This window comes from Hymenobacter miniatus (genome assembly GCF_016427455.1).
Classification (GTDB): domain Bacteria; phylum Bacteroidota; class Bacteroidia; order Cytophagales; family Hymenobacteraceae; genus Hymenobacter; species Hymenobacter armeniacus.
Genome location: NZ_JAELXR010000002.1, coordinates 61,112 through 74,036, shown reverse-complemented (window position 1 = coordinate 74,036; position 12,925 = coordinate 61,112). Strand labels below are relative to the sequence as shown.

The 12,925-nt window shown below is 64.4% G+C and carries 10 protein-coding genes; 7 read left to right on the top strand and 3 right to left on the bottom strand.

Translation table 11 applies throughout. The features are described 5' to 3' along the window. Positions 1 to 62 precede the first annotated feature (62 nt). On the bottom strand, positions 63 to 2,645 hold the full coding sequence (locus JAO73_RS03405) for a cellulase family glycosylhydrolase (RefSeq protein WP_198975769.1): 2,583 nt from the start codon (positions 2,643 to 2,645) through the stop codon (positions 63 to 65). A 192-nt stretch (positions 2,646 to 2,837) separates the two neighbouring features. Between JAO73_RS03405 and galK the strand changes: the two genes are divergently transcribed. From galK to JAO73_RS03380, 5 genes are all read left to right on the top strand, one after another. Next, a complete protein-coding gene (gene galK / locus JAO73_RS03400) occupies positions 2,838 to 4,004 on the top strand; it encodes a galactokinase (RefSeq protein WP_198975768.1) in 1,167 nt (388 codons plus the stop codon). 193 nt (positions 4,005 to 4,197) lie between these two features. Then, the gene (locus JAO73_RS03395) at positions 4,198 to 5,250 is read left to right on the top strand and encodes a UDP-glucose--hexose-1-phosphate uridylyltransferase (RefSeq protein WP_198975767.1); all 1,053 of its coding nucleotides are present in this window, start codon (positions 4,198 to 4,200) and stop codon (positions 5,248 to 5,250) included. A 94-nt stretch (positions 5,251 to 5,344) separates the two neighbouring features. After that, positions 5,345 to 6,379 carry a LacI family DNA-binding transcriptional regulator gene (locus tag JAO73_RS03390; protein WP_190923301.1) on the top strand — a complete coding sequence of 345 codons (1,035 nt, stop codon included), beginning with the start codon at positions 5,345 to 5,347 and terminating at the stop codon, positions 6,377 to 6,379. A gap of 77 nt (positions 6,380 to 6,456) precedes the next feature. Then, a complete protein-coding gene (locus JAO73_RS03385; RefSeq protein WP_198975766.1) occupies positions 6,457 to 7,182 on the top strand; it encodes a 3'-5' exonuclease in 726 nt (241 codons plus the stop codon). A 21-nt stretch (positions 7,183 to 7,203) separates the two neighbouring features. After that, positions 7,204 to 9,117, top strand: a complete 1,914-nt coding sequence (locus JAO73_RS03380; protein ID WP_198975765.1) for a DUF294 nucleotidyltransferase-like domain-containing protein — start codon at positions 7,204 to 7,206, stop codon at positions 9,115 to 9,117. 41 nt (positions 9,118 to 9,158) lie between these two features. Here JAO73_RS03380 and JAO73_RS03375 read toward each other — a convergent pair whose 3' ends face one another. After that, positions 9,159 to 9,608: a DUF4174 domain-containing protein gene (locus JAO73_RS03375; protein ID WP_198975764.1), complete on the bottom strand. Its 450-nt coding sequence runs from the start codon at positions 9,606 to 9,608 to the stop codon at positions 9,159 to 9,161. Between the two features lie 71 nt (positions 9,609 to 9,679). On the opposite strand from JAO73_RS03375, the gene JAO73_RS03370 reads away from it, so the two are divergent. Beyond that, on the top strand, positions 9,680 to 10,546 hold the full coding sequence (locus tag JAO73_RS03370) for an NHL repeat-containing protein (RefSeq protein WP_198975763.1): 867 nt from the start codon (positions 9,680 to 9,682) through the stop codon (positions 10,544 to 10,546). 62 nt (positions 10,547 to 10,608) lie between these two features. On the opposite strand, the gene JAO73_RS03365 is transcribed toward JAO73_RS03370, so the two are convergent. Next, positions 10,609 to 11,367: an outer membrane beta-barrel protein gene (locus JAO73_RS03365; protein ID WP_198975762.1), complete on the bottom strand. Its 759-nt coding sequence runs from the start codon at positions 11,365 to 11,367 to the stop codon at positions 10,609 to 10,611. A gap of 211 nt (positions 11,368 to 11,578) precedes the next feature. On the opposite strand from JAO73_RS03365, the gene JAO73_RS03360 reads away from it, so the two are divergent. After that, on the top strand, positions 11,579 to 12,805 hold the full coding sequence (locus JAO73_RS03360; protein WP_198975761.1) for an oligogalacturonate lyase family protein: 1,227 nt from the start codon (positions 11,579 to 11,581) through the stop codon (positions 12,803 to 12,805). Positions 12,806 to 12,925: the final 120 nt, after the last annotated feature.

Sequence of the window (12,925 nt, the reverse complement as noted above, 5' to 3'; positions counted from 1 at the left end):
TTTACGAAGTTTTAAGGCAAACGATTGTGCTTATTGCAAAGAAAGCTGCCTTGTTCGGGGCTTTATCGCAAGCCGATGGTTTCGATGTCGAGATGAACCGGCGCTTTCGTTGCCGCGCCCGATTCCCATACCACCTGCAATACTTCCGCCTCCGAAAGCCGAAAAGCCGGTGCCGAAGCCGGCTGGTACTGCAGCGCATTGAAGCCGGGGTAGGGGCGGGGCATGAGCAGCAGCGCATCGGGCCGGAAGGCGCTGAGCGGCAGGCGCACGTCCTGCAGCTCGGTGCCCAGCGGCAGCGGGGCCGAGTACGTTACGGCGTCGCGGGTGGTGAGGGTTACTTTGGCGCGGGCGCCGGGCTGGCTGCTGCGGGCCCGCACCACCACCTCCGTGAAGCCGGCCAAATCGGCCTGCCGCCCCGCCAGCTTATCGCCAAAAAAAGCCCGCAGGCTGGCCACCGGGCCGGTGGCGGCGGGCTGGCCGGCGCGGGGCGGGCCCTGCACCAGGCGCAGCGCCAGCGTGCCGGCCGGGGTGGTCACGTAGTCGGTCCAGGCGTTGTTGGCCACGCCGCGCGCCTCTATCTGCTCCTGGTCGCGGCTTGCTGCAAACAGCGGCAGCGGCGTGCCCGCCGCCACAATGGGCACTTCCCAGTGCTCGGCGTGGGCGTAGTCCCAGTCGCGGGGCTGGCCGGAGAAGCCACCGGGGAAGGTGAGCGCCTGGGCGCCCTTTTTCAGCACCAGCCAGTAGCGCAGCTGGCCGGGGTAGAGCAGGTCGGCGGGCACGGTGGCTTCTGCCGTGCCGTAGGCGGGGCTGGTGGTGGGCAGCGTGCGGGTGCGGCCGTAATAGTGCTGGGCCACCAGCAGCACGCTGTCGCCGGGGCCCACGCCGCTGATGGTGGCGCGCAGGCGCAGCGGCTGCCCAGCCGTGGCCTGCACCGGGGGCGTGTGGCGCACCTGCGCGCCCAGCGCGCTGGGAGCAGGGGCAGCAAATTCGCCCAGCAGAAGATGATTGAATGCGGTTTTGGCCGTGTAGGCCGCCGTCGACTTGCCCGCGGCGGCCAGCAGGTACACGCCGGGGCGCACGCTGACGCGGCCCTCCGCGGCCTGGGCCTGCGCGGTGTTGCCCTCGTTCAGCCCTTTGAGAGAGAAGCTGCTTCCCAGGTCGCTCAGCGATACTTGCAGGGGCTGCTCGTTCCACAGAATCTGCGTCACGGACTTGCTGAGCGAGGCTTTTTCAAACGGGTCGCGGATGGGCACGGCGTCGGGCATCACCTCCAGGCGCCACACGCCGGGGGCCAGGCGGTCGAGGAAATAGGCGCCCAGCCCGCCGTAGCGCACCACTGTTGAGGAGCCCACGCCGGCCAGGTGGCGCAGCTTGCCCGGCTGCTTGGGGGCGGCAGCGGTGCTGGCGGTGTAATAGAACTCTTCGGGCGTGTTTAACTGGCTCAGCTGCCGCCGGTAGCTCACCAGAAAGTCGCCAAACACCGAATCCTGCGGGTAGCGCCCGAAGCTCTGCCCGCGCTTCACCGTCCGGAACGCCTGGCCGGCGATGAGCAGGCTGATGGCTTTGGCCGGCGTGTAGGCCAGGTTGAGGTAGTGGGTTTGGTACTCGGTGTTGGCGTAGGCAATGGCCAAGGGGTCGTAGGCAAACTGCGTGGCCCACTGAAAACCGGCCGCGCGGAAGCTGCGGGCCATGAACGGGTACATCACCGGCTGAGTGATGTCGGCCGACTCGAACTCGTACACCATCCGGGCCTTGCTGGTGAAGCGCGGGTCGGTGCGGTACGGAATGGGGTACTGGTCCACGTAGGGCAGGAAGTTGCCGCGCAGCGCGTGGTTGGCCACCAGCCCCTGCGGGTACCACTGAAAGGTGAGCCCGTCGACCTTGGCATTGAGCACGGCCTGGTACACGTCGGGGTTTTCCGACACGTTGTAGAACACCGGCTTGCGGCAGCCCGTGGCCCGAATGGCCGCCGCCATGCGGTTGGCGAAGCTGGTCACTTCGCTTTCGGGCTGGTGGTAGCGCGGCTCGTTGCACACCTCAAAGGCCAGGATGTCGGGGTCTTCGCGGTTGAGGGTTTTGGTATACGGATTTTGGTGGTTGAGAAACTGCGTCAGATACCGCTCCTGGGCCGCAATGGCGCGCGGGTTGGTGTAGGCCTCGCCCTTCGAGAAAATGCTGGAAAAGCCGGTGCCGGTGTCCGGCTCGGGGTAGCCGTTGTTCCAGTAGGCAATGGGCGTGAGGATGATGCGGATGCCGCGCTGCTTGAGCTCGTTCACCAGAAAATCGAGCAGGCGCAGGTGCTCGTTTTCGAGCAGATTGCCGGTGGTGTCGGTGATTTCCACGTCCCACACGTGCACCCGGAAGGCGTCCACGCCCAGCCGGCTGAGGTGGTACACGTCCTGCCGGATGGCCTGCTCGTGGTTCACGCCCAGCTTTTGCAGTGCGCGGTAAGAATAAGCGAAGGGCGCGGTATAGTTCACGCCAAAAAGGGCTACTTCCTGCCCGCCCTTTTGCCAGCGCAGCACGCCGTTTTTGTCCACAACCACCGCGCCCCCGGGTTGCTTGGGCGCTGGCTGGGCCAGCATGGGCAGCGATGCAGCAAGGAAAAAAAGGAAAGCGAGCAGCAGCGTACAGCGTTGCGTCATGGAGCGGGAGGAAAAACGGCCAGTAGGAGGGGCGGCGAAAGTACCGAAACCGCGTGTGCCGGCAAACGTTTGCGCGTTTCTACGGCCAAGGTGTTACTTTCGGCCTCTAATGCAGCTGGCTGGCCGTGGCTGGTCGATTTGCGTACGCAGGAGCAGTATTTTCCGTTTTCCCTCACCCCACCCGGTTCCCTCATGTCTGCGTCACTTGCTCAGGCCGTTGCGGCTGACTTTCAACAACATTTCGGCTACGCGCCGCTGCTGGTGCGGGCCCCTGGCCGCGTCAACCTCATCGGCGAGCACACCGATTACAACGGCGGCTTTGTGCTGCCGGCCGCCGTCGACAAGGAGGCCGTGTTTGCCGTGGGGCTGAACCAAGGCCCGCAAATCCGGCTGGTGGCCCACGACCTGAACGAAACCCTGGAGCTGGCCAACGCCGCCGAAATCAGCCCCAGCGACACGCACTGGGCCAATTACCTGCTGGGCGTGGCCGCGCAGTTTCAGCAGCGCGGCGTAAACGTGCCGGGCTTCGACTGCGTGTTTGCGGGCACCGTGCCGCTGGGCGCGGGCATGTCGTCGTCGGCGGCCATTGAGTGCGGCTTGGCGTTCGCCCTCAACCACTTGCTGAAAGCTGGTTTTGAGAAAATGGAGCTGGCCCGCATTGCCCAACTAGCCGAGCATACCTACGCCGGCGTGATGTGCGGCATCATGGACCAGTTTGCCAGCCTGTTTGGGCGCGACGCCCACGTGGTGCGCCTCGATTGCCGCTCGCTCCAATACGAATACTTCCCCTTCGACACCCGGGCCTGCCGCATCGTGCTCTGCAACTCAGGCGTGAAGCACAGCCTGGCCAGTTCCGAGTACAACACCCGTCGCCAGGAGTGCGAGCGCGGCGTGAGCGTGCTGCAGCAGAAGCACCCCGAAGTGAGCACCCTGCGCGACGCCACCATGGAGATGCTCGACGCCCACCGCAGCGAGCTGGGCGGCACTGTGTACCGCCGCTGCGCCTACGTGGTGCAGGAAAACGCCCGCGTGGAGGCCGCCTGCCGCCACCTGCTGGCCGGCGACATGGCCGCCTTCGGCCAGGAAATGTACGGCAGCCACGCCGGCCTGCGCGACGACTACGAAGTGAGCTGCGCCGAGCTCGACGTGCTGGTAGAAGCGGCCCAGGCTGCGCCCGGCGTGTTTGGCGCCCGCATGATGGGCGGCGGCTTCGGCGGCTGCACCATCAACCTGGTGGCGCCCGATAAGGTGGACGAATTCATCGCCAGCGTGAGCAAAGCCTACCAGGAGAAATTTGGTCTGAAGCTGGAAACCTACCAGACGACGATAGTGGACGGGGTGGGGCTGGCGTCGGCCTAACGGGCGCCTCACGGGACCCCGTCGGGGCCGGCTCCCTCTCCTTAGGGATAGGGGGCGCCAGCCGATTCTCGAATAGATTATTCAACTCGAATAGATTATTCAATTAGATGCCCGCACCGCCGTGGCTCCCCCTCTCCCTGAGGAGAGGGGGCCGGGGGGTGAGGCGAACCGTTGAACGAAACCCTACAACCCCATGCCTTCCTTCGATTCCACCGAACACCCGCACCGTCGCTTCAATGCCCTGTCGGGCGAATGGGTGCTGGTGTCGCCGCACCGCTCCAAGCGCCCCTGGCAGGGCCAGCAGGAAGAAACCGAGCAGGACCAGCGCCCCGCCTACGACCCCACCTGCTACCTGTGCCCCGGCAATGCCCGCGTGGGCGGCGAGGTGAACCCGAAATATGAGTCGACCTATGTCTTCAACAACGACTTCGGCGCCCTCACGGCCGACGTGCCCACCGGCGGAGTGAACGAAGGCGGCCTGCTGCGGGCCGAGGCCGAATCGGGCATCTGCCGCGTCATCTGCTTCTCGCCGCGCCACGACCTGACCTTGCCGCAAATGACCGTGCCGGCCATCCGGAAAGTGGTGGATTTGTGGGTGGAGGAATTCCAAACGCTCGGCGCGCGGCCCGACATCAACTACGTGCAGATTTTTGAGAACAAGGGCCCGATGATGGGCTGCTCGAACCCGCACCCGCACGGCCAGATTTGGGCCCAGCGCACCGTGCCCGGCGAGCCCGCCCAGGAAACGGTGCAGCAGTTGGCCTACTTCCAGGAGCACGGCCGCACGCTGCTGAGCGACTACCTCAAAATTGAGCTGGAAAAGCAGGAGCGGGTGGTGCTCGAAAACGAGCATTTCGTGGTGCTGGTGCCCTACTGGGCCGTGTGGCCCTACGAGACGCTGATAGTCTCGCGCCGCGCCGTGCAGGACATCACCCAGCTCACGCCCGCAGAGCGCGACGCCCTGGCCGACGCCGTGCGCCGCCTCACCATTCGCTACGACAACCTGTTCAACATCTCGTTCCCGTACTCGGCCGGCCTGCACCAGCGGCCCACCGACGGGCAGGCGCACCCCGAGTGGCACTTGCACATGCATTTCTACCCGCCGCTGCTGCGTTCGGCCACGGTGCGCAAGTTCATGGTGGGCTACGAGATGCTGGGCGACCCCCAGCGCGACGTCACGCCCGAGTTCAGCGCCGGGCGCCTGCGCGAGCTCTCGGAAGTGCACTACAAAGAAGCCGGTAACTAAGGTTTTGGCATGACTACGGCCGGGAAAGCCCCGGCCCGGCGAAGACGTATTTTTGCCCTTCGCTCCTCACTTTTCGCTTTTCATTTCAATTGCTTTGGCTCTCAAACACGCTTCTATTTCGGACATTGCGAAAGAGCTGAACCTCGCCGTTTCCACGGTGTCGCGGGCGCTGAGCGGGCATTCGCGCATCAGCGAGGCCACCCGCGCGCGGGTGTGGGAGCTGGCCGAGCAGCTCAACTACCAGCCCAACCACCTGGCCGCGGCCCTGCGCAAAGGCCGCAGCAACACGCTGGGCGTAATCGTGCCCAACATCGACGGCCACTTCTTTGCCCTGGTGGTGAAGGGCATCGAGGCCGTGGCCAACCAGGCCGGCTTCAACGTGATGCTGTGCCAGTCGAACGAGGACTACGCCCACGAGGCCAAAAACGTGGAAACGCTGATAAACGCGCAGGTCGATGGCATTCTGGTGTCGTTGGCGCGCACCACGCACGACTTCAAGCACTTCGAAAAGGTGCGCCAGCGCAACATGCCGCTGGTGTTTTTCGACCGCATTCTCAACGGCAGCGAAGTGAGCGCCGTGGTGGTGGACGACCAGGCCGGGGGCTACCTGGCCACCCGGCACCTGCTGCAACAGGGCCGCCGCCGCATTGCGCACCTGGGCGGCCCCCAGCACCTCAACATCTACAAAGACCGGTACGAGGGCTACTGCCAGGCCCTGCGCGAAGCCGGCCTGTCGGTGGAAGAGGATTTGGTGGTGCTCTCGAAAGACATGTCTTTGGCCGACGGCGCCGTGAGCGTGCGGCAGCTGCTGGCCCTGCCCGAGCGGCCCGATGCCATCTTCTCGGCCGGCGATTTTACGGCCGTGGGGGCCTTGCAGGCCCTCAAAGAGCACGGGCTGCGCGTGCCGCACGACGTGGCCCTGGGCGGCTTCGGCAACGAAACGTTTTCGTCGCTCACCGAGCCGCAGCTCACCACCATCGACCAGCAGTGCGAAGAGATGGGCGGCGCCGCCGTGCGCCTGCTGCTGGAAATGGTGCAGCAGGCCGGCCACCGCCTGGCGCCCCGCAAAATCGTGTTGGAGCCCCACCTGCTGATGCGCGAGTCGTCGGGCCGGCGGCAGCACGCGTAGGCCGGGAGCGGTTAGGACCGGGAAGGAATTCCCCGGACTTTTGTTGTCAGCTGCCCGCTCAGGGGCCCGCCCGCGCCGTGAAAGACTACCTGCTGTTCGTCGACACCGAAACTTCGGGCATCCCGCGCGACTGGACCAAGCCGTATGCCAGCCGCAAAAACTGGCCGCACATCGTGCAGCTGGCCTGGGTGGTGTGCACGCCCGACGGCCGCGAAATCAAAGCCGAAAACCACTACATTCAGCCCAGCGACTACGACATGAGCCCCGAGTCGGGCCGCGTGCACGGCCTCACCGTGGACTTTCTGCGGGCCAACGGGCGGCCCCGCCACGCCGTGATGCAGCGCCTGCACCGCGACCTGCTGCACTACCAGCCGCTGGTGGTGGCCCATTTCATGCAGCTCGATTTCCACATGATGGGCGTGGGTTTTCACCGGGCCGGCCTCAAAAATCCGCTGCTGAACCTGCCCACCTTCTGCACCATGCGGGCCACCAGCCCGCTGGTGCGCCACCCCACGCAAGGCTTTCTGCGCCTGGGCGAGCTGTACCAGCGCCTCTTTCACGAGCCCCTCGAAAACGCGCACGATGCCATGGTCGACGTGCGCGCCACGGCCCGCTGCTATTTTGAGATGCGCCGCCAAGGGCTGATTACTGACGAAACCGTGGCCCGCCAAGAGCCCGTGACCGTGCCCGAGCCGCGGCCGGCGCAACCGCTGCGGCCCAAGCGCCTGCGCATCGGGGTGGCGCCGTGGCTGCTGCTGGGCACGGTGGCGCTGCTGCTGCTGGCGTTCTTTCTGATTGGCTAATTGAAGATTATTCCCGATACCATGTCCGAAAAACTCGATTTTCTGCGCACCGTGAAGCCCTTCGACCTGCTGCCGGAGGAAGTGCTGGCCGAAGTGGCCGAGGGCCTGCAAGAGGTGCGCCACCCCCGCGAGGCCATCATCTACTACCAGGGCGTGACCAAGCTGCGCGGCATCGACATCATTGTGGAAGGCGAGTACGAGACGTTTTTTTACGACAGCCAGCAGAACAAGCGCGTGATTGAGCACAGCCGGGCCGGCGAGTGCTACGGTGGCATCTCGGTGCTGCTGAACAAAAAACGCTCTTTGCGCACCGTGCGGGCCAAAAAAGACACCCGCGTGTACTTCCTGCACCGGCGCGAGTTTCGCGCGTTGTGCAAGGCCTACGAGAAATTCTTCCATTTTTTCACGGCGCGCTACGGGCAGCGCATGCTGAACGAAGAGTACGCCCACTTTGTGCGGCCGGCCAGCAGCGCCGGCGAGAACTACCTGGCGTCGGACCAGCTGTTTTCGCGCCGCATCGAGACGCTGGAAATGCGGCCCCTGGATGTGTGTGCGGCCTACACGCCCATCCACGAAGTGGCCCGGCGCATGGCCGCCGCCCGCACCAGCTGCTACTTCATCACCAACGCCGACGTGGGCGGCCACATCATCGGCTACGTCACCGACATCACCCTGCGCGACAAGGTGGTGGCCGGCCTGCTCGATGCCCACCAGCCCGTCGAAACCATCGTGGACGCGCCGGTGGTGAGCATCAGCTCGCGGGCCTTCGTGTACGAGGCCATCCTGCTGATGTTCCGAACCAAAACGCGCTACCTGCTGGTGGAAACCGACGGCGAGTACGTGGGCTTTCTGAGCCGCAACAAGCTGCTGACTGACGACCAGGACCAGTCGCCGTTCATCTTCATTCAGAGCGTGAAGCAGGCCGTGGCCGTGCCCGAGTTGAAGCGCCGCTGGGAACAAGTGCCGGAGATGGTGTACCAGCTCCTGAACCGCGGCGTGAAGCCCGAAATCGTGAACCAGGTCATCACCACCGTCTCCGACACCATTGCCCTCAAGCTCATCGAGGGGGCCATTGCGGAGCTGGGCCCGCCGCCGGCCAAGTTCGTGTACATGGTGCTGGGCAGCGAAGGCCGCAAAGAGCAAACCCTGCTCACGGACCAGGACAATGCCATTATTTACGAAGACAAGGCCAACGAGCACCGCGAGGAAGTGCGGGCCTACTTCCTGAAATTTGCCGAGATGGTGAGCGACCAGCTCAACGCCATCGGCTTCAGCTACTGCGAGGGCGGCTTCATGGCCAAGAACCCCAAGTGGACGCACTCGCTCTCGCACTGGAAGCGCAACTACGTGGAGTGGATGACCGACTCGAACCCGGAATCGGGCATGCAGTTCGCGGCGTCGTTCGACTGCCGCTACCTCTATGGCGATGCCGAAATCATGGACGAGCTGCACGAGTTTCTGGCCGCTGAGCTGCAGAAGCCGCGCGACCGGTTTTTCCACTACATGGCCGTGAACGCGCTGCAGTACGAGCCGCCGCTCACGTTTTTCCGCAACATCCGGACGTTTGCCGTGGGCTCGCAGCAGGTGTTCAACCTCAAGCGCACCATGTCGCCCATCGTCGATTTGGTGCGCATGTACGCCCTGCGGCACCGCATTTTCGCCACCAACACCGGCGAGCGCCTCGAAGCCCTGCGCGCCGAGGGCGTGTTCACGGAGCGCGAAACCCAGGAGCTGCTGCAGTCCTACTACTACCTCATGGGCGTGCGCCTCAAAAAGCAGGCCGCCCAAATCATCAGCGACAACGTGGCGCCCGACAACTACCTCGACCCCAAAACCCTGACCAAAGTGGAGCAGGTGACGCTGAAGGAGATTTTTAAAGTCATTTCGGACTTCCAGCTCAAGATTAAAGTGGGCTTCACGAAGTCGTTGGGGTAGGAGGGACCGTTAGTGCGAGCGCAGCGCGGCAATCACGGCGTCTACTTCCGCATCTCCTGCCGGCGCATGGGCATTTTGTCCACGGTGCCGAAGAGGTTTTCCGGTTTCATGGGCCGGCCGCTGCGCTCTTTCACGCCGCCGTCTTTGCCGATGAGCACGGCGGCAAAAGCCGGCGGCTTGATGCCAATTTCGCGCGTCAAAAACTGCGTGTCGGCGGCCGAAAGCTGCTCATACAGCACCGGCAGCACCAGGAAGTCGCGCTCGGCCAAAGCGGCTTGCTGCGTAGCCAGCAGGGCCTGTTGCTGCCGGAAATCGGCTTGCTGCGCGTTGGGCGCCGCTACCAGCAGCACGCGCTTCTTCCACTGGCTTGCGCGCAGGGTCTGTGGCAGCGACATGGGTTTGGGCGCTTGGGCACGCAGCATAAGGGGGAATAGCAGGCCGGCTAGCGCGATGATGGTGGCCGAACGTAACAGGCGGGGAAGGTTGGTCATGCGGTGGAAAGGAGCCTCAAGTGGCGGGCATCCGTAACAGCGGGAATACGCGAAAGATTTTTGCCCCGTTTATGCTCCACCTGCTGCGCGACGCTTTTTTTCCGGTGTTGGTCTTCGTGCACGCCGTGCTGGTTGGCGCGCCGGCCAACCACGGGCGGGGCCGTTTTGAACGGGCGCGCTACGCCGTGCACCGCGCCGGGCGCCTGCCCCGAGCGGTGCGCGAAAGCTCGGGCCTGGCCCGCGCCGACACAGTCGCCGCTTTCTGGACCCACGGCGATGCGGGTACGCCCGCGCAACTGTTTCAGCTGGAGCTGCCCGGCACCATCCGGCGCAGCCTCAACCTGGCGCCGCTGCCCAATACCGACTGGGAAGACCTGGCCCGCGACGATGCCGGCCGGTTGTACATCGGCGACTTCGGCAACAACCGCAACCAGCGCCGGGACCTGGCCATCTACCGCATGAGCGTGCGCGCGGGCCAGCCGGTAGTCGACACCATTGCCTTCCGCTACCCCGACCAGCACGCGTTTCCGCCGCGCCGGGGCCGCCGCAACTTCGACTGCGAAGCCTTTTACTGGTGCCAGGACAGCCTGCACCTGTTCAGCAAAGACCGCAGCCTGCGCCAGTACACCAAGCACTACGTGCTGCCGGCCCGCCCCGGCCGGCACGTGGCCGTGCTGCGCGACAGCCTCCGACTGGGCCGTCCCATCACCGCGGCCGACATCAGCCCCGACGGGCGCACGGTGGCCCTGCTGGGCTACGGCGGCGTGTTTTTATTCGCCAATGCACCGGGCCGTGGCTTGTTCGACGGGCCCAAACGCTTCCGGGCGCTGCCCACCACCGGGCAGGCCGAGGGGTTGGTATTGATGTCGGATTCCAGCTTTCTGGTCAGCAACGAGCGGGGGCGGCTTTTTCGGGGCACCCGGCGGGGGCGTCGGTAGCGGTGCACCCCGGCTACAGTAGTAGAATTGCCGGGCCTTGAAGCCGGCTGGCAGCAGGCCCGCTACTTCGTGAGGGCAAACAAGTAGGCCAGGGAAAGCTGAAAGGTCCGATTCCGGAAAGCAGGGCCGGCTGCTGTCGAGCCATTGCCGAATTTGTAGGTGGCGCCAAGGTCGCGCAGGCCCAAGCTGTAGCCCGCCTGCACCAGGGCAGGGCCGTGCCGATAGCCCAGGCCACCCTGCACGCCAAAATCGAAGCTTCGGCAATAGTAGGTGTTGTCGCCAACGGTGCCAGAGAAATAGTCGCCCCCGGCCACTTGCCCCGAAACCTCCGAATAGCCACCCGACGCCGCATGCGGCGTGCGGACGGAGTAGCTGGTGCCCTTCGAATAGGTGCCGCCGAGCAGAAGCCCAGCGTAGCCACCCGCAAAAAGTCGGAAGCCCTGGCCGTCGGCCCGTTGGGTGTAGGCCAGGTCCAGCGGCAGCGCGAGGTAGTTGAGCCGGTAGGTGCCTTTGGTCACGATGGTGGTTGCCTGCCCCGCGTTCTGCTCGGTGTAGTCGTCGTTGATGCCAAACCCTTTTTGAGAAAAAAGCAGCGCGGGCTGCAGTTCCCAGTGGTTCTGGCCAACCGAAGCCCGGAGGCCTGCTTCAATCCCCTGGGTATGCGCGCTGGTATAAGACCGTCTTTCGAAATAAGGGGCCGTGGCCACATTGAGGCCCAGCGCGGGGCCAACGCTGACGTGCAGCTGGGCCTGGGCATGCACTCCCCGCAGGCACAAGGCGCCGGTGAGGGCAGCCGGCAATGACAGCAGGCGACGGCGCATGGCAGAAGGCGAAGGAGTGTAGCGTTGTAGTTACCAGACTGCAGCAAGATAACGCGCGGGCCGTCGTTTACCATTCCGCCTCGGCGCCCCGCTCCAGGTGTTGGAGCCTGCGCTGTCGTTTCCGGGGGCTACGCGGGCACACCGAAGAGTACAGGAAGGTTTGGGCAAAGGCCCGCAGGTTCTTGCAGATGCTTACCTCCATTCCCACCCCATGAAAACCAACCGCTACCTGCCCGTTGCCGGTGGCCTGCTGCTCAGCTTGGCCGGTCATGCCCAAACCAAGCTGGCCACGGGCTCGCAAAAGCCCATGCCCGCCGCCGAGTGGATTGACGCCGACACCGGCCATAAAATCGTGCGCCTCACGGCCCTCGACGGCGCCAACGAGAGCTTCTACTTTCACAACAACCCGTTTGTGAAAAGCCTGGGCGCGGCCGGCGACAAAATGGTGTATTACCACAGCTCGCCGGCGGGCAAGCAGCTGTATGCGCTCAATCTCAAAACCCACCAGAGCGAAGCCCTCACCCGGCCCTTTGCCCGGGTGCACGGCGAAATAGTGGGCAAGAAGCGCCGCGAGGTGTTCTACCAGGTGGGCGACACGGTGTACGCCACGCACATCGACTCGAAGAAAACGCGCCGCGTGTTTGTGTTTCCGTCCGATTTCAAGGCCGACATCACCACGCTCAATGCCGACGAAAGCCAGCTGGGAGGGGCGTGGGGCAGCGATGCCGAGAAGGAAATTTACCGGCAGTACCCGGCCAAAAGCGACTTTTTCAATCGCATTTACGAAGCCAAGCTGCCGCGCACGCTCTTCATGGTGAGCGCCGACGGCAAGGGCCAGCTCACCAAGCTGTTTACCGACAACGCGTGGCTGAACCACGTGCAGTTTTCGCCCACCGACCCGCGGTGCCTGATGTTTTGCCACGAAGGGCCGTGGGAAAAGGTGGACCGCATCTGGACCCTCGACACCAAAACCAAGGCCGTGAAGCTGGTGCACAAGCGCACGATGGACCGCGAAATAGCCGGCCACGAGTGGTTTGGGGCCGACGGCAAAACCATCTGGTTCGACCACCAGAAGCCCCGCGGCCAAACTTTCGCGGTGACGGGCGCCAACCTGCAAACCGGCCAGGAGAAAAGCTACGCCCACACCCGCGACGAATGGTCGGTGCACTACACCAGCTCGGCCGACCAAAAGACCTTTGCCGGCGACGGCGGCTACCCCACCTCCGTGGCCAAATCGGCCGAAGGCCACTGGATTTACCTGTTCACGCCGGAGGGCGACCATTTCCGGTCGGAGAAGCTGGCCAATCTGAAGACGCACGACTACAAGCTGGAGCCCAACGTGCACTTTTCGCCCGATGGCAAATGGCTGATTTTCCGGGCCAACTTTGAGGGCCAGGCGCAGGTGTACGCCGTGGAAATAGCGAAAACGGGTTCGTAATAACAAACCGTCATGCAGAGCGCAGCGAAGCATCTCGCATGTGGCAGTAACTCAATCGTACGAATTAGTGGCAGCACGCGCGATGCTTCGCTGCGCTCTGCATGACGTTCAAGTCAAAAA